At 70.2% G+C, this 21,840-nt stretch carries 19 protein-coding genes and 2 tRNA genes; 8 read left to right on the forward strand and 13 right to left on the reverse strand.

Annotated features, from left to right (window positions below; genetic code table 11):
• From HNR16_RS10215 to HNR16_RS10245, 7 genes are all read right to left on the reverse strand, one after another.
• Positions 1-1,224 (reverse strand): heme/hemin ABC transporter substrate-binding protein, encoded by a 1,224-nt coding sequence (locus HNR16_RS10215; RefSeq protein ID WP_158040576.1) that lies wholly within the window; start codon positions 1,222-1,224, stop codon positions 1-3.
• Positions 1,225-1,282: 58 nt separating this feature from the next.
• On the reverse strand, positions 1,283-2,734 hold the full coding sequence (locus HNR16_RS10220; protein WP_158040577.1) for a WxL protein peptidoglycan domain-containing protein: 1,452 nt from the start codon (positions 2,732-2,734) through the stop codon (positions 1,283-1,285).
• A gap of 121 nt (positions 2,735-2,855) precedes the next feature.
• On the reverse strand, positions 2,856-4,271 hold the full coding sequence (locus tag HNR16_RS10225) for an HtaA domain-containing protein (RefSeq protein ID WP_179558199.1): 1,416 nt from the start codon (positions 4,269-4,271) through the stop codon (positions 2,856-2,858).
• A gap of 338 nt (positions 4,272-4,609) precedes the next feature.
• Positions 4,610-5,488, reverse strand: coding sequence for a DUF1206 domain-containing protein (locus HNR16_RS10230; protein WP_158040578.1), 879 nt, complete (start codon positions 5,486-5,488; stop codon positions 4,610-4,612).
• A gap of 26 nt (positions 5,489-5,514) precedes the next feature.
• Entirely contained in the window at positions 5,515-6,792 is a 1,278-nt protein-coding gene (gene clpX, locus HNR16_RS10235; RefSeq protein WP_158040579.1) for an ATP-dependent Clp protease ATP-binding subunit ClpX, read from the reverse strand.
• Positions 6,793-7,047: 255 nt separating this feature from the next.
• Positions 7,048-7,683 carry an ATP-dependent Clp protease proteolytic subunit gene (locus HNR16_RS10240; protein ID WP_158040580.1) on the reverse strand — a complete coding sequence of 212 codons (636 nt, stop codon included), beginning with the start codon at positions 7,681-7,683 and terminating at the stop codon, positions 7,048-7,050.
• 20 nt (positions 7,684-7,703) lie between these two features.
• Positions 7,704-8,315, reverse strand: coding sequence for an ATP-dependent Clp protease proteolytic subunit (locus HNR16_RS10245; protein ID WP_179558200.1), 612 nt, complete (start codon positions 8,313-8,315; stop codon positions 7,704-7,706).
• 225 nt (positions 8,316-8,540) lie between these two features.
• Here HNR16_RS10245 and HNR16_RS10250 point away from each other — a divergent pair, with 225 nt between their 5' ends.
• A complete protein-coding gene (locus tag HNR16_RS10250; protein WP_158040581.1) occupies positions 8,541-9,515 on the forward strand; it encodes an aldo/keto reductase in 975 nt (324 codons plus the stop codon).
• Positions 9,506-10,321 carry an ABC transporter ATP-binding protein gene (locus tag HNR16_RS10255; RefSeq protein ID WP_452608576.1) on the forward strand — a complete coding sequence of 272 codons (816 nt, stop codon included), beginning with the start codon at positions 9,506-9,508 and terminating at the stop codon, positions 10,319-10,321. Before HNR16_RS10250 ends, HNR16_RS10255 begins: the two co-directional genes overlap by 10 nt.
• 9 nt (positions 10,322-10,330) lie before the next feature.
• Here the strand turns inward: HNR16_RS10255 and HNR16_RS10260 are convergent, their stop codons facing one another.
• The 4 genes from HNR16_RS10260 to HNR16_RS10275 all read right to left on the reverse strand — a co-directional run bounded on the left by HNR16_RS10260 (position 10,331) and on the right by HNR16_RS10275 (position 13,720).
• Positions 10,331-10,804: a GNAT family N-acetyltransferase gene (locus HNR16_RS10260; RefSeq protein WP_158040582.1), complete on the reverse strand. Its 474-nt coding sequence runs from the start codon at positions 10,802-10,804 to the stop codon at positions 10,331-10,333.
• 140 nt (positions 10,805-10,944) lie between these two features.
• Complete coding sequence (tig, locus tag HNR16_RS10265; protein ID WP_158040583.1) at positions 10,945-12,333, reverse strand: trigger factor; 1,389 nt, start codon at positions 12,331-12,333, stop codon at positions 10,945-10,947.
• Positions 12,334-12,714: 381 nt separating this feature from the next.
• The gene (locus tag HNR16_RS10270) at positions 12,715-13,482 is read right to left on the reverse strand and encodes a DUF4190 domain-containing protein (RefSeq protein WP_158040584.1); all 768 of its coding nucleotides are present in this window, start codon (positions 13,480-13,482) and stop codon (positions 12,715-12,717) included.
• A 164-nt stretch (positions 13,483-13,646) separates the two neighbouring features.
• Positions 13,647-13,720, reverse strand: a tRNA-Gly gene (locus HNR16_RS10275).
• A 161-nt stretch (positions 13,721-13,881) separates the two neighbouring features.
• On the opposite strand from HNR16_RS10275, the gene HNR16_RS10280 reads away from it, so the two are divergent.
• From HNR16_RS10280 to HNR16_RS10295, 4 genes are all read left to right on the forward strand, one after another.
• A tRNA-Pro gene (locus HNR16_RS10280) sits at positions 13,882-13,955 on the forward strand.
• A gap of 1,080 nt (positions 13,956-15,035) precedes the next feature.
• Complete coding sequence (locus HNR16_RS10285; protein WP_158040585.1) at positions 15,036-15,914, forward strand: type I restriction-modification system subunit M N-terminal domain-containing protein; 879 nt, start codon at positions 15,036-15,038, stop codon at positions 15,912-15,914.
• 149 nt (positions 15,915-16,063) lie between these two features.
• Entirely contained in the window at positions 16,064-16,873 is an 810-nt protein-coding gene (locus HNR16_RS10290) for a type II toxin-antitoxin system death-on-curing family toxin (RefSeq protein ID WP_225737859.1), read from the forward strand.
• Positions 16,870-17,037: a restriction endonuclease subunit S gene (locus HNR16_RS10295; protein WP_158040586.1), complete on the forward strand. Its 168-nt coding sequence runs from the start codon at positions 16,870-16,872 to the stop codon at positions 17,035-17,037. The genes HNR16_RS10290 and HNR16_RS10295 overlap by 4 nt, the downstream gene beginning before the upstream one ends.
• A gap of 401 nt (positions 17,038-17,438) precedes the next feature.
• Here the strand turns inward: HNR16_RS10295 and HNR16_RS10300 are convergent, their stop codons facing one another.
• The gene (locus tag HNR16_RS10300; RefSeq protein WP_218868429.1) at positions 17,439-18,548 is read right to left on the reverse strand and encodes a VanZ family protein; all 1,110 of its coding nucleotides are present in this window, start codon (positions 18,546-18,548) and stop codon (positions 17,439-17,441) included.
• Positions 18,549-18,753: 205 nt separating this feature from the next.
• Entirely contained in the window at positions 18,754-19,404 is a 651-nt protein-coding gene (locus HNR16_RS10305; RefSeq protein WP_179558201.1) for an RDD family protein, read from the reverse strand.
• A 436-nt stretch (positions 19,405-19,840) separates the two neighbouring features.
• Between HNR16_RS10305 and HNR16_RS10310 the strand changes: the two genes are divergently transcribed.
• Positions 19,841-21,070: a sensor histidine kinase gene (locus HNR16_RS10310; RefSeq protein WP_158040588.1), complete on the forward strand. Its 1,230-nt coding sequence runs from the start codon at positions 19,841-19,843 to the stop codon at positions 21,068-21,070.
• A complete protein-coding gene (locus HNR16_RS10315; RefSeq protein ID WP_158040589.1) occupies positions 21,067-21,741 on the forward strand; it encodes a response regulator transcription factor in 675 nt (224 codons plus the stop codon). The genes HNR16_RS10310 and HNR16_RS10315 overlap by 4 nt, the downstream gene beginning before the upstream one ends.
• Positions 21,742-21,840: the final 99 nt, after the last annotated feature.

Consider the following 21,840-nt stretch of genomic DNA (forward strand, 5'->3'; position numbering starts at 1 on the left):
TCACCCCTTCGCACCGCTCGTCGGTTCCGGCTCCGGTGTGTACGCGAGCTCGGGTGCGTAGATCGCGGTTCCGAGCGCGGCGAGCACCGATGCGGTGCGTGGCCCGAAGCTCATGACCTCGTAGTCGCTCATGTCCACGATCCGCTGGTTGGCGCCCGCGGGGGTCTGCTTGATGCCGGGGAGTTCGAGCGCCGCCTCGAGCCCGCCGACGGAGGCGAGCCCGAGGGTCATGACGATGATGACGTCGGGCGCGGCCTGCACGAGCGCTTCCGCGTTCGTCGGCGCCATGCCCTCGAAGCCGACCTCGGTCGCGACGTCGCGTGCACCGATGCTGCGGATGATCGAGTCGGCCCCCGAGCCGGCCCCCAACCAGTAGTAGATGCTGCCGCGGAGGTAGAGGAGGACCGTGCGCGGCTTGTCCTCCGTGTCGCTCGGCGACATCGCCGCGAGCGCTTGCACGGTCTGGCCGATCTCGCGCTGGGTACGGTCGGCGAGCGCACGCCCGAGTTCGGGGACCCCGAGTGCGTCCGCGACGAGTTGGATCTGGGAGCCGACGCCGTCGACGCCCTCCTCGTACACGATGGGGATCATGACGACGGGGATGCCGGCCTCGCGGAGCTGGAGCTGGACGTCGTAGGGGCCGACGGACGTATCGGAGACGACGACGGTCGGCGCGAGCTCGAGGATCGCCTCGGCGCTCAGCTCGTGCCCGTTCTGGGTGACGAGCGGAAGCTGTTCGTTGCCGGGCATGAGCTTCTCGATGTCGGTCGCGGTGTCGCGTCCGACGAGATTGCATCCGAAGCCCAGGCCGATGACGGCGGCGGCGAGGCCGCCGTTCTGATTGAGCGCGAGGATGCGGCTCGTGTCCGTGACGGTCGTCTCGGGCCCGTCGGAGCTCGTGACGGTCGCGGGGAGCTGCTGGACTGCGCTCGCCGCCGAGCTGATCGGCGGGATGGCGCTGCTCTGGGTGTACGCCGTCGACGGGCCGGTGATCGTGCGCGGATCGGGCAGGTCGGCCGAGGTCACGTCGGGCAGCGTCGGCGGCTGGGGCTCTCGCTGCTCCGGCTGGGCGACGCACGATTCGTTGCTGCCCGCGTCCGCCGCACCGATGTTGTGGAAGCCGTTCACCCAGAGGAGGGTGACGACGCTCGCCGCGACGACGATCCAGGTGGTGCGGCGGATCGTCTGTCGCCGGAAGCGCCGGAGTATGCGTGGGAGGGTCATGGGTCCCCGTGGGTCGTGGTTCGTCGGCTGGGTCCCGTCGCCGGGACGCGCCGTCCGGTCAGCGGACGCTCGTGGCGTCGCCGCTCGGGTCGTGAGGGGCGGAGCGGCGCAGCGCGAGGAGCGCCGCCCCGACGGCGAGGAGTGCGAGGGCGCCGACCCCCGCGACGAGTGCGACGTCGTCACCACCCGTGGCGGCGAGTCCGCCCGTGCCCGTGCCCGTACCCCCGGTGCCGGCCGTCGATGCACCCGTCGACTGGGGAGCGCCGGAGCTCGTCGGCGCGGTCGTCGGGAGTGACGTCGCGGTCGGGATGCCGACGACGATGTCGTCCGCGTCGCGCGTGGACGACGTGACGGCGACCGCGGCGGCCGGCTCCACCGCGAATCCCCCGACGACGGCGAGCCCGGCGACGAGCGCGACGACGGCACCGGCGGTTCGGAGGGCGACGCGCGATGCGCGTCCGGCGGCCGGTTCGGGGGCGCGCAGCGGCTCGTCCTCGTCATCGAGTTCGGCGAGCAGCAGGTCGAGTCGGCGTCGGCGCCACCACCAGAACAGGATCGCGGCGATCACGAGCAGGACGATCACGAGGAGCACGACGAGCATCCACGGCAGCGCGAACAGGCTGATCGGTGCCGTGACGGTCTGTGGCAGGTCCGATCCGGCGCCGACCGGTTGGGTGTGGACCGTGAGGGTGCCCGACAGCGGGCCGATGGCGCTCGTCGCGACCGTCTTCGACATGACGACGCTCGAGCCGGGCAGGAGCTCGGGGATCTCGCCACCGATGAGGGCGATGCCACCCGTGCCGCTGATGCCGGCGAGCCGGAGGTCCTCGATCGATGCCAGCCGGACGTTGCCCGTGTTCACGAGCTCGTACGAGATCGCGATCTCGCCGCCGCCGAAGGGGTTCCAGCCGGAGCTGTAGCTCGTGGTGAGGTTGCGGATCTCGGCCGTGGGCGCGAGCGCTCCGCTCACGCGCAGGTCGATGCGGAGGCCGAGGCGGCGCTCGACCTGCACCTGGTCGATGCTCTCGCCGGGCGGCAGCGACGCGACGATCGCGGCCGAGTGGTCGCCGGGCGTGGCGTTGTCGGGCACGGTGACCGTGAACGTCACGTCCGAGCTCTGGCCGGGTTCGAGCACGAGCTCGCTCACATCGGGGACGACCCACGATCCGGCATCGGTCGAGGTCTCCCCCGTGGGCAGGATGTCGATGGCCCCGTCCGTCGTCGTGAACGCGTCGGCCGCGTACACGTCGAGATCGAGCGTGCCCTGTCCGACGTTGGTGATGCGGATCGAGTCGGTGACCGACTGGCCCGGGTCGACCTCGTACCCGAAGTTCGCGCGTCCGGCGCCGAGATCGTTGTCGACCGTCGCGACGGTCCAGGCGGGTGCATCGGCCGTGTCCGCCTGCGCGGGGACGAGCGGCGCGATCGACAGTGCGGCGGCGCCGAGCAGCAACGCGATCGGGAGCGCCGCGCGGACGCGTCGCTCCCGCAGCGGGATCAGGGTGGGCATGGGGGTTCCCTCGTGGTGCGGCCCGGCATCGGTTGCCGGGGTGTCGTCGGTGTGGCGCAGCGGCGCCGGGATCGCGCGGTGCACGGGGTCGTGCCCGTGCACCGCGCGATCGGTCAGGCGATCAGGAGATCGCGGTGACGGTCAGCGTCGCGCGGTAGTCACCGGACGCCGTCGTGGTCGGCACCACGAGCTCGAGGCCGGCGCCGAGCGTCGCGCTCGATGCGGTGGTCGACGTCGCGAGCACGCTCGAGGTCGCGAGACCCGCACCGCCCGTGGCGCTCGATGCGACCGCGGCACCCGCGGTCACCGTCGTGGAGGCGGTGTCGACGACCGAGGGCGTCCAGCCGAGGTACGAGCCCGAGAAGGAACCCGTGCTCGACGTGAAGTCGCTCGACGCTCCCGAGAGGCTCCACGTGTACGGCGAGGCGCCGCCCTTGCGGGTGTCGGTCACGAGCACGTTGTTGAGCGATCCGTTCGCGACGAACGTGTCGCCGACCTGCGCGGCCGTTCCGAGGTCGACGACGTCGTTGCTCGCCCAGGCCCACCCGAACTCACCGCTCGGCTCCTCGATGGGCGGCGTGACCTCGGGGAGCGTCACGTCGATGTCACCGGCGCCGCCCGCGACAGGCGTCTCCGGGTCCTCGATCGTGTAGCCGACGCTGATCGGCTTGGCGGGCTTCTTCGGGTCGGCCGCGCCACCCGAGCTGTACCAGTACGACGACTGGCCGGTGAGCTCGTTGAACGTCACGAACGACTGCGGGAACGAACCGAAGGTCGCACCGGTCTTGACCTGCGGCGTGCCCGACACCGAGACCTCGACGCCCGCGTAGTCGGGGTTGATCGTGACCCCGGCGGGGGCGAGGTCGACACCGCTGAACGTCGCGAGGTCGATCGTCGCGGGCGCGAGCTCGACCCACTTCGACGTGTCGTACATGTCGGCGCCGTAGCCCGAGGCGGTGCCGCGGAGCGTTCCCTCGCCGTTCTCGACGTCGAGGTGCAGGTCGCTCACGGTCCAGTAGGTGAGACCACCGTAGAACACGATCGTGAACGACCCGTCCCAGGCGATCGAACCGGTGTCGGCGTCGACGTCGACCGTGCCCGTGCCGTTCGCGAGGTTGACGCGGTTCGCGGTCGTCGAGCCGGCGGCCGGCGACACCGCACCGCCCGCGGCGTTCTGGCACTTGGTGGACCACGTCGGTGCGACCTGGGTCCCAGCGCTGTCGGGCTTCGTGATCGTGACGTCGCCGTCACTCGACTTGTAGAAGCCGTCGCTCTCCGTCCACAGTCGCGAGCTCCCGGAGTTCCCCGCGGCGCCGGCCGAGAGGAAGTTGCAGCCGCCGAAGTAGGCGCCGCCGCCGGATTCGTCGTTGAGCTGCCACGAGAGCGACGCGCCCGTCACGTTCGCCGCTCCGTCCGCCGCGAACGCGGGCGCGGCGCCGAAGCCGAGCCCTGCCGCGAGGACACCTGCGGCGACGGCGAAGCCGCCCCGCTTCAACACGGACGACCTGGCGGCCGCCGTTTCGCGTGTTGCTGTCATCTGTTCTCCTTGTGAGCAGGCACGACACAGCAGGGGTCGATGGGGAACGACCCCGAGTCGTGCTCGAAGCGCCCTCGACCACCCGAGGAATTAAGGGGAGCCTAACTAAGGGCTGCTTAACCTTACTTCAAGTCTGAGTGTTCGCCAAGAGAGTTCTGCGCGGCCCGCGATCGCGCGACGCACGGGCCTCGACGCGGATCCGGGAGGCTGATCCACCGGCAGCCGACGCACTGCTGCGCCGGGCGCACACGCCGGCACCGTCGCCGGACGTCCACCCGGCGGCACGAACGCGCCGGCACGAACGCGTCGGCACGAACGCGTCGGACGACGCGGCCGCGTCAGACGGTGCGATCCAGATCCTCGAATCGGGCGCGCAGTGCGAGGAAGAGGCCGTACGCACACAGCCCGACGCCGACGGCGGTGAGGAGCCACGGGCCGAACGGCTGCTCGGCGATCGTCTGCAGGGTGCCGCCGAGGCCACCGACCGTCTCGGGATCACGCGTCACGACGGCGATGACGCAGAGGGCGCCCATGACGATGAAGGCGAGACCGCGGGCGACGTGCCCCACGACGCCAGCGCCGACGACGAGATGTCGGGCCGGGCCCGACCCGGCGAGATCGAGCGTCTTCGTGAAGGTCCGACGTACGCCGACCGCGATGGCGTACACACCGACGCCCGCGATCACCAGGCCGACGATCACGATCAGGCTCGCACCCCACCACGTGCCGATGATCGAGGTCGACGCGCTGTCCGCGGTCTGCTCCGTGTCGCTCGACGATCCCGAGAGCGCGCGCTGGATCGTCAGCGCCACCGCCCCGTACACCAAGAGCACGCCGACGCGCTTCCCGAACGCACGCGCCCCCTCGCTCCCGCCTCGCCTGGACCGTTCCGCGAGACCGTCGAGCAGGAGCCACAGCATCAACATCGCGATCGCGAGGAGACACACGACGAGGAGGACCGTTCCACCGGGCACCAGCTCGACCAGTTCGACCGCGCCCGCCTGATCGGGTCGCGTCGCTCCCCCACCGAGCGCGAGCTGCATCGCGAGCACCCCGATGAGGACGTTGACGAGGCCCGCCACGACGAAGCCCGCACGCGCGACCGCACGGAACGCCGGCCGGTCGACGAGCTTCTTCGCCGCGTCGCCCACACCGTCGAGGAGGCGATCGGCAGCCGCGTTGACGGCCGCGTAGCCGTTTCGCGGCCCGCTCGCCATCACGCCCCCGACGTCTTCGGAATCGCCTAGGCGGACTTCTCGGTGCGCAGCTTCTGGCGCGGGAGGATGGTCGGCGCCGCGTTCTTCATGACGACGTCGCGTGTGATGACCACGCGCTGCGCGTTCTCGTCGGACGGCACGTCGAACATGACCGGCCCGAGCGTCTCCTCGAGGATCGCGCGGAGGCCGCGAGCGCCCGTCTGCCGCTTGACGGCGAGTTCGGCGATCTCCTCGAGGGCCTCGGGCGTGAACTCGAGTTCGACGCCGTCCAGCTCGAACATCTTCTGGTACTGGCGCACGAGCGCGTTCTTCGGTGTCGTGAGGATGTCGATGAGCGCCTCGCGGTCGAGTGGCGAGACCGTCGTGATGACGGGAAGGCGACCGATGAACTCGGGGATGAGGCCGAACTTGTGCAGGTCCTCCGGCAACACCTCGCTGAAGATGTCGAGCGTCTCGTCCTTCGAGTGGAGGGGCGAGCCGAAGCCGATGCCCTTCTTGCCCGCCCGCGAGGAGATGATCTCCTCGAGGCCGGCGAACGCGCCCGCGACGATGAACAGCACGTTCGTCGTGTCGATCTGGATGAACTCCTGCTGCGGATGCTTGCGACCGCCCTGCGGCGGCACCGACGCGACGGTGCCCTCGAGGATCTTCAGGAGCGCCTGCTGCACGCCCTCACCCGAGACGTCGCGAGTGATGGAGGGGTTCTCGGCCTTGCGCGCGATCTTGTCGACCTCGTCGATGTAGATGATGCCGGTCTCGGCGCGCTTCACGTCGTAGTCGGCGGCCTGAAGGAGCTTGAGGAGGATGTTCTCGACGTCCTCGCCGACGTAGCCCGCCTCGGTGAGGGCCGTCGCGTCGGCGACCGCGAACGGCACGTTGAGACGCTTCGCGAGCGATTGCGCGAGGTACGTCTTCCCGCAGCCGGTCGGGCCGATGAGCATGATGTTGCTCTTCGCGATCTCGACCTCGTCGACGCGGTCCTCCGCGGACGTGATCTGCCCCATCGCGCGCACGCGCTTGTAGTGGTTGTAGACGGCCACGGCGAGCGACTTCTTCGCCGCCTCCTGGCCGATGACGTACTCCTCGAGGAACGCGAAGATCTCGCGGGGCTTCGGGAGGACGAAGTCGGCGACCGTCTCGTCCTGCGACTCCGCCATGCGCTCTTCGATGATCTCGTTGCAGAGCTCGACGCACTCGTCGCAGATGTACACGCCGGGCCCGGCGATGAGCTGCTTCACCTGCTTCTGGCTCTTCCCGCAGAACGAGCACTTGAGCAGGTCGCTCGATTCGCCGATTCGCGCCATGGTCCACCCTCCAGGTCGTGGAGACACAAGCCTAGCCTCCGCCCCCGACGATAGCGCGACGGTGACGCCGTTCGACGTTCCGGCACGCGCGTTCGCCGGGCGCGGACAGGTGTTGTCGACAACGTCCGCCACGCGCGGCACGTGGGTCACACGCCGCACACGTGCCCCGCCGCTCCCCCGGGCGGCGGAACGCCGACGGGCCCGGCCGAACGAATCGGTCGGGCCCGTGGAGGGTCTCGTCGTCGCGTGAGCGGATCAGTCGACGATGACGGGCTGTGCGCCCTTCCGGCTCGTGAGCACCTGGTCGATGAGCCCGTACTCGAGGGACTCCGACGCCGACAGGATCTTGTCGCGCTCGATGTCCTTGTTCACCTGCTCGACCGTGCGGTTCGAGTGCCGCGAGAGCGCCTCCTCCAGCCACTCGCGCATGCGGAGCACCTCCTGCGCCTGGATCTCGATGTCCGAGGCCTGGCCCGAGGAGCCACCCGTCGCGGGCTGGTGGATGAGCACGCGTGCGTTCGGCAGCGCGAGCCGCTTGCCGGGCTCACCGGCCGCGAGCAGCACGGCCGCGGCCGAGGCGGCCTGGCCGAGGCACACTGTCTGCACCTGGGGACGGATGTACTGCATCGTGTCGTAGATCGCCGTCATGGCCGTGAACGAGCCGCCGGGCGAGTTGATGTACATCGTGATGTCGCGGTCCGGGTCCTGGCTCTCGAGCACGAGGAGCTGGGCCATGACGTCATCGGCCGACGCGTCGTCGACCTGCACGCCGAGGAACACGATGCGGTCCTCGAAGAGCTTCGCGTACGGGTCCTGTCGCTTGTAGCCGTACGCCGTGCGCTCCTCGAAGGAGGGCAGGATGTAGCGGGACTGGAAATCTGGGATCGTCATGTGGTTCGTTCTCCTGCCGCTCAGGCGTTGTCCGGGTCGTCCGAGATGCGCTTGTCGGTGCCGCCGCCGCCGACGACCTCGCTCGCGGACGCGCGGATGTGGTCGACGAAGCCGTACTCGAGCGCCTGCTCGGCGGTGAACCAGCGGTCGCGGTCACCGTCCGCGTTGATCTGCTCGACGCTCTTGCCGGTGCGCTCGGCCGTGATCTCGGCGAGACGCTGCTTCATCGAGAGGATGAGCTGCGCCTGCGTCTGGATGTCGGACGCGGTGCCGCCGAAGCCGCCGTGCGGCTGGTGCAGCAGGACGCGTGCGTTCGGGGTGATGTAGCGCTTGCCGGGCTCGCCCGCCGTGAGCAGGAGCTGCCCCATCGAGGCGGCCATTCCGATGCCGACGGTGACGATGTCGTTCGGCACGAACTGCATCGTGTCGAAGATCGCCATACCGGCCGTGATGGACCCGCCGGGCGAGTTGATGTAGAGGTAGATGTCCTTCTCGGAATCGGCCGCGGCGAGCAGGAGGATCTTCGCGCAGATCTCGTTCGCGTTCTCGTCGCGCACCTCGGATCCGAGCCAGATGATCCGGTCGTTGAGCAGCTTCTCGAAGACGCTGTTCGGCAGAGTGATTTCGGCCACGGTCGCTCCATTCTTGTGAGTCGTGACGAATCTACCGGCGAGGCGTCCCGCTCGCCGCCCTGTTCGCCATCGGCAGAGGTTGCGCGCGACACCGCACTCGTCGATGCGCTGCGGGCGGGGCCGCCCCGACCGCGCACGAACGGGCAAGCGAGCGGCGCCGCGCACCCCGCTCGACGCAACCCTCGAACGGGCCGTCGGGCACGAATCGGCGCGTATCGTGACGGTATGCAGTCCCCCGCCACGCCCCCGGCCCCGTCGGCCGACCGGCACGACGTCACACGCCTCGGGCTCGGGCTCGCGGCGATCGGGCGACCCACCTACATCACGGCCGGTCGGGACCGTTCGCTCGGCCCGGCCGACTCGAGGTCGGTCGAGGTGATGCGGGAGCGGACCCACGAGCTCCTCGACGCGGCGTGGGACCTCGGTATCCGCTACGTCGACGTCGCGCGATCGTACGGCCTCGCCGAGTCGTTCCTCGGCTCCTGGCTGACCGCGCACGCCGCCCGTCGCGCCGAGCTCGTGATCGGCTCGAAGTGGGGCTACGAGTACGTCGGCGGCTGGGACCCGGACGCGCCCGTCCAGGAGCGCAAGGACCACTCGCTCGCGCACTTCGAGGCGCAGTGGCCACAGACCCTGGCGGCCCTCGGGACGCGGCCCGACATCTATCTCGTGCACTCGCTGACTTCCGACAGTCCCGTGCTCGACTCGCCCCCGACCCTCGATGCGCTCCGGCACCTGCGCGACTCGGGGGTGCGTGTCGGGCTGTCCACGAGCGGTCCGGGCCAGGCCGAGGTCCTCGATCGGGCGCGGGCCGTCGACGACTCCCCCTTCTCCGTCGTGCAGAGCACGTGGAACCTGCTCGACCCGTCCGCCGGGCCCTCGCTCGAGGCGGCCCACGACGCCGGCTGGACGGTCGTCGTCAAGGAGGCCCTCGCGAACGGCCGCCTGAGCCCGGCCGGCGACGAACCTCGTGTCGCCGCCCTCGCCGCCGACGACGACCAGTCGGTCGACGCGTTCGCGATCGGCGCGGCCCTCGCCGAGCCGTGGGCGGATGTCGTGCTGTGCGGCGCCGTCACGCCGACACAGCTCGCCGAGAACGCCCGCGCACGGCCGCCCCGCGTCGCCCCCGCGCTCCTGACCGGGCTCGCGGAGCCGGCGCGACGCTATTGGAACGAACGAGGAGAACGATCGTGGACGTGAGTGTGCCGGTGCTGGAACTCCGCGACGTCACCTTCCGTCGCGACGGCCGCGAGATACTTCGCGGCATCGACCTGACCGTCCGCGCGGGCGAGCACTGGGCGATGCTCGGGCCCAACGGTGCCGGGAAGAGCACAGTGCTCGGGTTCTGCGGCGCGCTCGCCCACCCGACGTCCGGCACGGTCGAGGTGCTCGGTCGCCGCCTCGGCCGCGTCGAGCTGCAGGCACTGCGGCGCGATATCGGACACGTCAATCCGCGCCACCCGATCCGGGGTGAGGAGTCCGTCCGTGACGTCGTGTTCACGGGCCTGACGGGGACGATCGAGCGACCCATCCGGTGGCAGCCCACGCCCGAGCAGGCGGCGGAGGCGGACGAGCTCATCGCCGAGGTCGGGTTGACGGCGCGGCGTGATGCGGTCTGGCCGACCATGTCGCAGGGCGAGCGCGGCCGCGCACTCATCGCCCGCGCGCTCATCGCGCACCCTCGCCTCATGCTCCTCGACGAGCCCACGACGGGGCTCGACGTCGCCGCGCGCGAGCAGTTGCTCGAGACGATCGACGATCTCGCGCACTCCGCTCCCGAGGTCGCCTCGATCCTCGTCACGCATCACCTCGAGGAGCTCCCCGAGTCGACGACCCACGCGCTCGTCATCGCGCACGGCGCGGTCGTCGCCGCCGGGCCCGCCGACGAGGTCGTCACGACCGAGATCATCTCGCACGCGTTCGAGCACCCGATCACGGTGACGAAGGAGGACGGCCGGTGGAGCGCGCGCGCCGTCCGCGAGCGGCGCACGGCCGGGGCGCGGTGATCGGGCCCGTCAGCCGTCGACCGTGCCCGCGACGGGTGCGGGGATCGCGTCGTAGGTGACCCATTCGGTGCGCGTCGCGAACCGGTCGTAGAGCACGCGGGCGCGGTAGTTGTTCTCGCGCGTGATGCCGCGGACGACGCTCCACCCCTCGGCGCGTGCGATGCGCTCGAGTTCACCGAGCAGACGAGCGGCCGCGGTGCTGCGCCGTGCCGCGTGCGCGACGAACAGGTCGTCGAGGTAGCAGCCGATCGTCGCCGACAGCGGCCGGTGGAAGGGCCGGAAGTGTGCGAGCCCGACCGGCACGTCGTGGGCGTCGACGGCGACGAGGCCACGGACGGGGTTCGCGGGGTCGGACAACCACCCCCAGACCCGGTCACGCATCGCGGCCGTCTGCTCCGTCTTGTAGAAGCGTGCGTAGCCCGCGTACAGCTCGTCCCACGCGGCCCGATCGTCCGCCTCGATCCCCCGTACCGTCACGTCCATCGCGGCTCCTTCCGTCGTCGCGATCCTGCCACGCCGATGGCGTCCCCGGGAACCGCTCGTCCCGCGCACGCCCGTGGCGGAACGACGAACGGGCCGGGACGATGTCTCGTCCCGGCCCGTTCGCTCACATGTCCTGCGTGCTACTTGGCGTCGACCTCGTCGGCCGCCTCGTCCCCGGTCTCGTCGTCGACGAGGTCCTCGGTGGGGATCGCGGTCGAGGACGCCTCGGCCGCAGCCTTCTCCTCGGCGCGACGCACCGCGACGGTGAACTCCGACACGTCGACGGGGTTCCCCTCGGCGTCGACGACCTCGGCCTTGTCGAGCACGTGGAGCAGCGCCTTCGAGCGGGCGACCTCACCGACCATGCCCATGAACTGGTTGTTCTCCTGCAGGATGTTCACGAACTCCTGCGGCGGCATGCCGTACTGGGCCGCCGACTGGATGAGGAACTGGGTGAGCTCGTCCTGCTCGACCTGCACGTTCTCGGCCTTGATGATCGCGTCGAGCAGCACCTGCTGACGGAACGACTTCTCGGCCTCGGCGCGCACCTCGACGCCGTGCTCGTCGTCGGGCTGCTTGCCCTCCTGCTCGAGGTGACGGGACACCTCGTCGTCGATGATCGACGCGGGGAGGGGGATCTCGACGAGCTCGAGCAGCTTCGGCACGATCTGCTCGCGCGCCTGGTCGACCTGCTCGAAGGTCTTCTTGCTCGTCGCGGTCGTGCGGAGGTCGTCGCGAAGCTCCTCGAGCGTGTCGAACTCCGACGCCATCTGTGCGAAGTCGTCGTCAGCCTCCGGCAGCTCGCGCTCCTTGACGGCCTCGACGGTGACCGTGATCTCCGCCTCCTCGCCCTCGTGCTCGCCACCGAGGAGCGTCGACGTGAAGGTCGTCTCCTCACCGGCGGTGAGCGTGAGGAGCGCGTCGTCGGTGCCGTCGAGCAGCTGGCCCGAGCCGATCTCGTAGGAGATGCCCTGTGCCTCGTCGACGACCTCGCCGTCGACCCTCGCGACGAGGTCGAGCGTCACGAAGTCGCCGTCCTCGATCGGGCGGTCGACGGTGCTGAGGGTGCCGAAGCGCGTGCGGAGCTCGTCGAGCTCGGCCTGGACGTCCTCGTCGGTGACCTCGGCGGCGTCGACCTCGAGCGTGAGGCCCGCGTAGTCGGGCAGCTCGAACTCGGGACGCACGTCGACCTCGACCTCGATGACGAGGTCGCCCTCGAGCGTCGCGACGTCGGGCGTCGCGGTGACGTCGGCCTGCGGGCGGCCGAGCGGCTGAACGCCGTTCTCCTGCACCGCCTGGTTGTAGAACGCGTCGAGACCGTCCGAGATGGCCTGCTCGAGCACCGCGGCGCGACCGACGCGCTGGTCGATGATCGGCGCGGGCACCTTGCCCTTGCGGAAGCCGGGAATCTGGATCTGCGACGCGATCGTCTTGTAGGCGCCGTCGAGGTAGGGCTTGAGCTCGGCGGGCTCGACGTTGATCGTGAGCTTGACGTGCGTCGGGTTGATCTGTTCGACCGAGGTCTTCACGTGGGCATTCTCCTGAGGTACGTGGGTTCACTGCGCGGTTGCGCGGCGCGGCCGACCCATCCGGCGCGATTCACCGGGGCTCGGGTTCCCGCGGGGGAACGCCGGGGCGCACAAACGGAACAAGGATACGCGTTCCGCGGGGTGCACGGGTAATCCTCTCGCCCCTGGTTCCCAGGGAACGGGATGGACGCACGCCTCGTGTGTCCGCACGGCGTCCGCGCATGTCGGGCGCGGGCGTGCCGGCCGGGCCGAGGCGACCGTGGAGCTGTCCGCCCCACGCCGAGGAACGTCCTCCCGTCCGGTACGGGACGGGCGGACGTTCGGGGCGCAGTCGACGAGCGTCGACTGCGCCCCGGACGCCGTGGCGCCGCGCGGAGTGCGTTACAGGAGGAACCCCTTCAGGAGCGCGGTCGCGGCGAAGCCGATGCCGCCGAGCACGATCGCGGCGATCGCCATGCCGTCGGGTGGCGCGGCCTCGCCGTTCGCCCGAAGCTGGTCGATCTGCGACTTCGCGATGATGCCGCACACGAGGGCGGCGATACTGAAGCCCCCCAACGGGTTGAAGACCATTCCGACGATGCCGAGCACGAGGGCGGTCGTGCTGAGCGAGCGGGCGCCCTCGAAGGTCGTGGCGGCGGGACGCTTCTGCTGCGTACCGAAACCCTTCTGCGGGCCGACACCGGGCCCCGTCCAGGTGTGGGTCGTCGGCCGTTCGCCGGGCCAGCCTCCGGGCAGCGTGTTGCCCTGCCCGAAGCCGTCCGCGGCGGGGTTGCCGCCTGGCGCGGCACCGGAGCCGGCGGGCCCGGTGGGCACGCCGTCGTACGCGGCGTTCCCGATCGGCGTCGCACCGTAGGCGGCGTTCGGCGAATACAGCGGGGTCGTCGCAGCATCGGGTGCACTCGGCAGCACCGTCTGCGATCGGGTCGGGGCGGCCGACGGTGCGGCGCCGACCGATGCGCCGAGGGGCGTGGTCGGGGCGGCGGAAGTGTTCGGGGTGGGCGTACCGAGCGGCGTCGTCGCACCCGTCACTGCCTCGTTCGTGCCCGCTGCACGGGTCGACGTGCCGAGCGGCGTGGTCGTGTCGTCCGGGCCGCCGTCCGAGCCGGTCCCTGCCTCGGTGTCGTCGCGGACGGGGTCGCTTGTGTTCATCGGTTCCCTCCCTGGGATCGCTTTCGACCGTACGCATCGTCGGGCCACGGGACAGCGGGGCTATCCCCCGCATCGCGCACGGGGGCAGCTCGGGGATCCCGGGGAAGACGACGGCGCCACGACGACATGACCGTCGACCGACAAGCGGGAGTGGCAGCGTGAAGTGGAGGGGATGACGGGAATCGAACCCGCGTAATCAGTTTGGAAGACTGAGGCTCTACCATTGAGCTACATCCCCGGACGCGGCGCGGACGCCACGAACCAGGAAAGCGTAGCGCATCCACGCAGCGCTCGCGCACGGTCGCGGAGCGCCGCGGTGCCCCGCGCCGTCCTGCGGCGCGCACGACGGGCGGTGCGTTCCGCTAGACTCGCGCCGGTGGCTGCGCTCGTCGCGGCGACCGGGGTGTGGCTCAGCTTGGTAGAGCGCCCGCTTTGGGAGCGGGATGTCGCAGGTTCAAATCCTGTCACCCCGACTCGAATCGATTCAGTTCGGTCGCGGCGGAAGTCTGCACCGCGAGCGGCGGCACTCCTCCGACGGCCAGGACCGCACGCGGCCCCGCCCCGCGAGGTTGGAACGCACTCCGCGCCTGGCCCCGAACCGTGCCCGGCCACGCCACGTCCTTGTTTGACGCCAGTTCTGCCCCCTGAAATCAGGGGTACGGATTGGGCATACCCGATCGGCAAGCGGCTCCCACACGAGGTGGGGGCCGCTTGTTCTCGATCAGGGGAAGACTTTCAGCCCATGGCCCCGCATCTCCCCTCGCGGGGACACACGCATCTTCGGCCGGATGAGATCCCAGGCGCGATTCACGTGATCTGGGCGAAGGATACCGAGTCCGATCGGGGACGCGCAGAATGTCGAAGGGTGGACGACTCTTGCGAATATCCGTCTCATGCAAGACGACCATGTCGTGCCCGAAAAGTCGAACGTGCGTCGCTGAACGCGAGGGACGACGCGCCCAACATACGCATCGATTCGAAACACGCAGAACGCCAGAACGAACAGCGGATACTCGTCAGTGATACGCGTGAGACCGTGATCGCCGGACTCGTCGACATACACAATGAAGTCGCCACGATCGGACCTGGGTGGTTCATTGCACGCGGCACGCTCAGCGACGCAACACCGCGACGATGAACGCAGGTACCTCTCTTCTATCGAATTGAATGCCCGACAGGCCACTGACATGATGACGGGGATACGAGCAGTACTGGCACGTGGTTGTCGGCACCCACTCCGGGGTGGACCATCGTCCGCGATGCAACGCACGTAGACAACCCGCCCCTCAGCCGACGGGTCAGCCCACAACTCCCCGTACTCCGCGGCCGATGCGGCCCCCGCACGTCCTCCCGCCCAACTCCCGTCGGAGCCGTGGTGGCTCCCGCCCGGAGGCGCACGGCGCAGCACGACACCGCGCTGATCCCATCGCCGGGAGACGACCACACGGCGCCCCGTTCCGCGCGGCACCGAGGGCGTGTCCGTGCGTGGCGATACCGTGAGGGCACCACATCGGCGGAACGAGCACGCGCCCGTGGCGCAGGAGAACACGCACATGGCCCCCACCACCGAGGAAGCGCAGCGCGCCGAGCTGCACAAGACGACCTGGCGCATCGCGAACGACCTTCGCGGCAGCGTCGACGGGTGGGACTTCACGACCTATGTGCTCGGCATGCTCTTCTCTCGCTTCATCTCGGCGAATTTCGCGGCCTGCATCGAAGATGCCGAGCAGAGGGCCGGTGCCGCCGACTTCACGTACGCGCGCAAGCCGGACTCGGAGGCCGAGTTCGGCCGCGCCGACACCGTGGCGGAGAAGAGCTTCTTCACCCTCCTCCCCTCGGAGCTCTTCGACAACGCGCGCACCCGCGCACCGCGGGACGCGAACCTCAACGAAAGGCTCGAGCGGGTCTTCAAGCACATCGAGGGGTCGGCGATCGGCGCCGAGGGCGAGGACGACCTGACGGGGCTGTTGGACGACCTCGACGTCAACAGTTCGAGGCTCGGCGACACGGTGGCGAAGCGCAACGAGAAACTCGTGAAACTTCTCGACGCCATCGGTGACCTCCCACCGGGTGACTTCGGCGACAACGCGATCGACCTGTTCGGTGACGCCTACGAGTACGTCGATGCCTCGAGCTGGTTCACGCGCGTCGGCAACACGAACAAGCTCATGCCGGAGGACCAGCAGCACATCCTCGACGCGTTCACGGACCGGCAGGCTGTCGAGCACGTCGCCGCGCTCGTGTCGAACGAGCGAATCGGGGCGAACGAGGACAACATCGCCGTGTCGTCGAACGTCGAGCAGGAGGTCACGCGCGAGGTCATCGACATTCGCGCGCAGAACACCGAGATCGCGCGGATCGTCGCGCATCAGGCCGAGCTGCGCACTTCGATCGACGCGATCGTCGCCGACCGCGAAGGCGGCCGCCCGTGACCGACGAACCATCGGGAGGGGTACTGCTCTACCGGCGCGACGACGGTGCGCCGGCACTGGAGGTGCGGCTCGATACCGACACGGTGTGGCTCAGTCAGCAATAGATCGCGGAGCTGTTCGACACATCGCGCACGAACGTCGTCGAACACATCGGGCACGTCTACGAGGAGGGCGAGCTCGACGAAGCGGCAACCTGTCGGAGATTCCGACAGGTTCGCGTCGAGGGCACTCGACAGGTGGCGCGCGAACTCCCGTTCTACAACCTCGACCTCATCATCTCGGTCGGGTATCGCGTGCGGAGCAAGGTCGCGACACAGTTCCGCATCTGGGCGACGGAGCGCCTGCGCGACTACCTCGTCAGCGGCTACGCACTCAACGAGCAGCGTCTTGCACAGCTCGGCTCGCTCGTACGGATTCTGGCGCGCTCGGACGACGAGCTCGTCACCGGTGTCGCCGATGTGCTCGCCGGATATCTGCCCGGCCTGACGCTCCTGCGTGACTACGACGAGGGCAGCATCGACGTCACTCCACGCGCGATACCCGGTTGGACGTTGACACTGCCGGAGGCGCGGGCAGTGATCGCGAAGCTCGCGTCGGAGTTTCCGGCCGACACGTTGCTCGGCACCGAGCGAGGCGATGCGCTCGTGGGTGTGATCGGCACGATCTACCAGACCTTCGGGGGTCAGGACCTCTACCCGACCGTGGAGGAGAGGGCCGCGAACCTGCTTTACCTCGTGGTGAAGGATCACCCGCTCGCCGATGGCAACAAGCGCAGTGGCGCTGCGCTGTTCGTCACGTTCCTCGCCCGCAACGGCACCCTGACCGCCCCTTCGGGCACACCGCGCATCACGAACAACGCGCTCGCTGCGATCACCCTCATGATCGCCATGAGCGACCCGAAGGAGAAGGACCTCATGATCGCCCTGTTAGTGCGCATGGTCACGGAAGGTGCAGCATGAGCCGCCTCGACGAGCTGATCGGGGAGCTGTGCCCGGACGGCGTGGAACTCACGCCGCTCGGCGATTTCGCCCAGCTCGTACGCGGTAACGGAATGCCCGAGACCGTCCTCACCGATGAGGGCATTGCGGCAATCCGCTATGAACGAATCTCCAAGCACGATTGAGCGGCGACGGATCAAACGATTTCCTTCGTTCGAGCAGAGATCGGCCGAGCCATCGACGCGAGCCCGAGCCCGCGCAACACGAAGGACCTCATCGAAGCCTTCGTCGACTCTGTCTCGGTCGACGCGGAACGGACCCACGAGCTCGCGCCTGTGCGAATCAGGCCGGTTCCCACCGAGATCATCGCCCTGGAGCAACTGGACCGGCTTTGGTTCGGCTACCCCGGAATGTACGGCGGCTTCAGCATGTCGGTGCACAGACGTCGGCTCGTCGTCGAGAGGTGGAGCCGAGTGGTCGGTGACTCCGGCCGAGCGCACGTCATCACCGAAGGCGGATGCGTGCTCGTCGAAGAGGGCTCCGTCTGACGCGTCCACCGCGACACGACGAGCGCACGGAAACACCCTCAGGCGTCGACGCGATGGCTCGACACCGTACCGAGTCCACTCGCCCCCTCGCGATCGTCGACGACGTGCCTTCCCGTCACGAGCCCCGCGAGCCCCCGCCCCGAATCGGTCGCGAGCGTGGCGCCGACGAGGACGACCGCCCATACAACCGCGAGCGCGGCCCACGGTTCCGGCAGCGAGGTGAGGAGCACGAAACCGCCGATGCCACCCACGAAGCGGAGCACCCTCGCGACCGGCTCGGACAGCGGCCCGCCGACGTAGCGCAGCCGCACGGCGAGGTCCCCGACGGTTCGTCCCGTCGTGAGCGCGACGAGGGCCCACACGACGAACGCCGCGACGCCACCCACGGCCACGGTCACCTGGCCGTCCTCGGCCGCCGTGTCGCCGATCACGAAGAACTGCCACACGCGCGCGACGAGCGTCACCGCGAGTGCGAACACCGTGAACCCGATCCCGTCCACGGCCATCGCGAGCAGTCGTCGCGGCTTCGTGACCGGTCGCGGTGCCGACGGGCGGGGCGTCGTTCCCCCGCCTGCACGCAGGTGCCGCGGGACCACGAACGCGACGAGCGACCCCACGAGCGCCCCGACCGTGTTCGTCAGCATGTCGTCGACGTCGAACACGCGGTAGGCGCACGGGTACAGGCCCCACACGCCGGTGAGCTGCGTGGTCTCCACGAGGACGGACAGCGCGAGGCCGATCGCTCCCGCGACGACGATGCCGCGCCCACCGAGCACCCGGACGAAGAACCCGAGCGGCACGAACAGGAACACGTTGAGGACGATCTGCAGCACGGCCGGATCGACGAGGGCCCGCGCCGGGCGCCCGCCCGCCCGCCCGATCGCGTCGCGGACCTCGCCGAGCATCGCGAACGGATCGAGGTTCCACCCCGCGCACACCATGTCGACGGGATCCGGCAGCGGCAGGAGCGTGAACGCCCAGATCGCCCACGCGTAGACGAGCGCGAGCGCCCAGAGGGCGAAGCGCCCGATCGTGACCGTGCCGCGCCGTCGGTAGCTGATCGCGACGAACGGAACGAACAGCACGACCCCGGCGACCATCCCGGCGCCGATCGCGATGAGCGCGAGGACGAGCTGATCGGTCACCATCCCTCCAGTGTGCCGCCGTCCGAGGCCCGCCCCGTCGCCGCCGACGCACGTCACGACCTGCGATGGAGGCGATTCACCCTGGCGGGAGAGCGAGGCGCCCGCGGGAGCGCCCGGTCGCGACGACGCCCCCGGTCATCAGCACCGGAAGTGGCAGGCACCCTGGCCGTCGCACGACCCACCGGCCCCTCGCTCGGTGGTGAGCGCGCTATGACGCCCGGACGTCGACCCCGACCTCGCGCGCATCGGCCACCCGGCGCCCGGACAGGAGGCCCGGCAGCCCACGCCCGCCGTCCGTCGCGAGCGTCGCGACGACCGACACGACGAGGAAGGTGCTCGACGCCCCGGCCCCGACGACCGGGAGGTTCGCGAGGATCATGTAGCCACCGATCCCGCCGAGGAATCGGAGGATGCGGGCGAACCACTCCGGCCGCGCTCCGCCGACGTAGCGGATACCGACCACGAGGTCGCCGACCGTGCGCCCGGACCGGAGCGTCACGACCGTCCAGACGACGAACGTCGCGATCACGCCGGCCGTGCTCGCGAGCGCCCCCCGATCGTCGGGTGTCGCGCCGAGCGCGAGGAACTGGCACAGGTACACGGCGGCCGCGATCCCCATCGTCACGAGCACGATCCCGAGCCCGTCGACGAGCATCCCGAGCGATCGCCGTGCCTTCGTCACCGGTCGCCGCTCGGACGGCGTCCGATCCACCGGAACCGTCCCGGCCGATGTGCCGCTCCGCGACCGTCGAACGGCGACGACCACGACCAGCACGACGAGGACGAGCGCGACGGCCACGGCGACCAGCGCGAATTCGATCGAGGCGAGCAGGGCGAGGAGTGCGTTGGAGAAGGACATGGTCCGAGCGTGCATCGCTCGACCCCGTCGGAGCAATGCATCGGCGCCCGATCGGTACCTGCGGGAGAGCCGATTCCCCCGCCCGGCAGAGGCGACCGGCCGCAGCGGGGAGGAACGTGGGAACATGCTCCTCCGCGACGTCTCCGCCCGACGGGGTGGTGACCCCCAGCCGACCACCGCCCACCCCGACACCTGCTCCCCCCGCGAGCGCGCGACCGTGACCGGTCACGTCCGGTCGCGGGTGGCGTCGGGCGCGAGCGATCGAGTGGCCGCGGTGAACTCGCCGCCGCCCACGCGGGCGGACGGGACGCGCACGGTGCCCGCGCGACGCGACGCGATCGCACCGCCGCGCCCGCCCGACCTCCGAGCGGTATCGGCGGCAGCCACTGTCGTCGCCCCCGTGCCTCCCGCCCGCGCGCGTCGCTATCGTGGCCTCATGTTCCGCCGGCTGCTCCCCCACCAGTGGTGGTTCGACGGGGTGCTCGCGGCCGTCGTCGCCGTAGTGACACTGCTGTCCGTGGACATCTCCGTCCCCCTCGAGCCGCTCATCCCGCTCGCCTACGCGAGCGCGGCCCTCGGCATCGGCGGCGTCGTCCTCCGCCGCGCCGCGCCGAGCATCGCGCTCGTGGCCGTCACGCTGTCGGCGCTCACACAGATGCTGTCCCTGTCGTGGCCGACCCCCGTCAACGCCTGTCAGGTGCTCGTGGTCTACGCGTGCGCCGCATACGGCGGCAAGGTGCTCCGGCGGATCTCGCTCGGCGCCGTCGTCATCGCCGGCATCGTCGCACCGAGCTACCTCGCCCTCGTCGACGCGCTCCTCGACCGCGTTCCCGGCCCCGAGACGGCCGCCTACCAGTTCATCGCGCTCTGGATCCTGACGACCCTCACGCTCGGGTGCGCCTGGCTCCTGGGCCTCGCCCGGTGGCTCACGATGAGGTCGGCGGAGGCGCGCGTCCAGCAGCGCCTCGCGGAGGTCGAGCAGGGCCACTTGCGCGAGCGCATGACGGTCGAGGAGGAACGGGGCCGGATCGCGCGCGAGATGCACGACGTGCTCGCGCACTCCCTCGTCGTGATCGCCACCCTCTCGGACGGCGCCAGGTACGCGATCCGGAACGACCCCGACACGGCGGACGAGGCCGTCCGCACGATCGGTGGGGTCTCCCGCGACGCGCTCACCGACGTCCGTCGCCTGCTCGCCGACCTCCGGCACGAACAGGACTCGGGGCCCGCCGCGACGTTCGACGAGCTCACCGAACTCGTCGCACAGTTCGAGGCCCTCGGGCTCCGCATCGACCGGCACGACGACGGGAACCCACAGGCGCTCACGCCGGGGGCCTCGCTCGCCGCGTTCCGCATCGTGCAGGAATCCCTCACGAATGCGCTGCGGCACGGCGACCCGTCGGCCCCGGTCTCGCTCGACGTCCGCTGGAGCCCGCACGCGCTGCACCTGCGCGTCGTCAACCGGGTGCCCGCACCCGCGGTCGGTGTCGCGCCCCGGTTCGTGAGCGGCGGGCACGGCCTCATCGGCCTGCGCGAACGCGTGCTGCTCGAAGCGGGCACGTTCCGGGCCGCCCGAGCCGGGGACGAGTTCCACGTCGACGCCGCACTCCCCATCGGCCGAGCCGAGACCCTTCCCCCAGCCGAACACGCGAGGATCGAACCGTGACCGACCCGACCATCCGCGTCGCCGTGTGCGACGACCACTCCCTCTTCCGCACCGGCCTGCGCATGATCCTCTCGAATCAGCCCGACATGACGTTCGTCGGGGAGGCGGTCGACGGACCGGGCGGCATCGCACTCGCGCGCGACCTCCGGCCCGACGTCCTCCTGATGGACGTGCGCATGCCCGGCATCGACGGCATCGAAGCGACCGAGCGCATCATCGCCGAGCTCGGCGACGCGGCCCCGAGGATCCTCATCCTCACGACGTTCGACCTCGACGAGGCCGTCGCGCGCGCGGTCGCCGCGGGAGCGAGCGGTTTCGTCCTGAAGGCCGCGGAACCCGACCTCCTCACGGCGGCGATCCGCACGATCCACGCCGGCAACCAGCTCTTCGCGGCGAATGCGACGGTCGAACTCCTCCAGCGCTTCGCGAGCCAGCCCGCGCAGCCCGCCGCGAAACCCGTCCCCGCAGCCTACGAGACGCTGAGCGATCGCGAACGCGACGTGTTCCTGCTCGTCGCCGAGGGCCTCTCGAACGCGGAGATCGCGGCGCGCGAGTTCGTGAGCGCCGGCACCGTGAAGACGCACATCAGCCACATCCTCGCCAAACTCCAGCTGCGCGACCGCGTGCAGCTCGTCGTCTACGCGTACGCGCACGGCCTCGTCGGGCACTGATCCGCCGGACAGCGATCCGCCGGACAGCGATCCGCCGGACGTCGATCCACCGGCCCGCGCCCGCGCCGAACTGCACCGTCTCCACCGGACGGTCCGCTC

The organism is Pseudoclavibacter chungangensis (assembly GCF_013410545.1).
Classification (GTDB): domain Bacteria; phylum Actinomycetota; class Actinomycetes; order Actinomycetales; family Microbacteriaceae; genus Pseudoclavibacter; species Pseudoclavibacter chungangensis.

What these genes read in the sequence shown, in the direction of transcription:
- HNR16_RS10250 (WP_158040581.1), top strand. Translation starts at nt 8,541, where the DNA reads ATGCAGTCCCCCGCCACGCCCCCGGCCCCGTCGGCCGACCGGCACGAC.
- HNR16_RS10220 (WP_158040577.1), bottom strand. Translation starts at nt 2,734, where the DNA reads ATGCCCACCCTGATCCCGCTGCGGGAGCGACGCGTCCGCGCGGCGCTC.
- HNR16_RS10305 (WP_179558201.1), bottom strand. Translation starts at nt 19,404, where the DNA reads ATGTCCTTCTCCAACGCACTCCTCGCCCTGCTCGCCTCGATCGAATTC.
- HNR16_RS10295 (WP_158040586.1), top strand. Translation starts at nt 16,870, where the DNA reads ATGAGCCGCCTCGACGAGCTGATCGGGGAGCTGTGCCCGGACGGCGTG.
- HNR16_RS10300 (WP_218868429.1), bottom strand. Translation starts at nt 18,548, where the DNA reads ATGGTGACCGATCAGCTCGTCCTCGCGCTCATCGCGATCGGCGCCGGG.
- HNR16_RS10270 (WP_158040584.1), bottom strand. Translation starts at nt 13,482, where the DNA reads ATGAACACAAGCGACCCCGTCCGCGACGACACCGAGGCAGGGACCGGC.
- HNR16_RS10285 (WP_158040585.1), top strand. Translation starts at nt 15,036, where the DNA reads ATGGCCCCCACCACCGAGGAAGCGCAGCGCGCCGAGCTGCACAAGACG.
- HNR16_RS10310 (WP_158040588.1), top strand. Translation starts at nt 19,841, where the DNA reads ATGTTCCGCCGGCTGCTCCCCCACCAGTGGTGGTTCGACGGGGTGCTC.
- HNR16_RS10240 (WP_158040580.1), bottom strand. Translation starts at nt 7,683, where the DNA reads ATGACGATCCCAGATTTCCAGTCCCGCTACATCCTGCCCTCCTTCGAG.
- HNR16_RS10215 (WP_158040576.1), bottom strand. Translation starts at nt 1,224, where the DNA reads ATGACCCTCCCACGCATACTCCGGCGCTTCCGGCGACAGACGATCCGC.
- HNR16_RS10230 (WP_158040578.1), bottom strand. Translation starts at nt 5,488, where the DNA reads ATGGCGAGCGGGCCGCGAAACGGCTACGCGGCCGTCAACGCGGCTGCC.
- HNR16_RS10225 (WP_179558199.1), bottom strand. Translation starts at nt 4,271, where the DNA reads ATGACAGCAACACGCGAAACGGCGGCCGCCAGGTCGTCCGTGTTGAAG.
- clpX (WP_158040579.1), bottom strand. Translation starts at nt 6,792, where the DNA reads ATGGCGCGAATCGGCGAATCGAGCGACCTGCTCAAGTGCTCGTTCTGC.
- HNR16_RS10260 (WP_158040582.1), bottom strand. Translation starts at nt 10,804, where the DNA reads ATGGACGTGACGGTACGGGGGATCGAGGCGGACGATCGGGCCGCGTGG.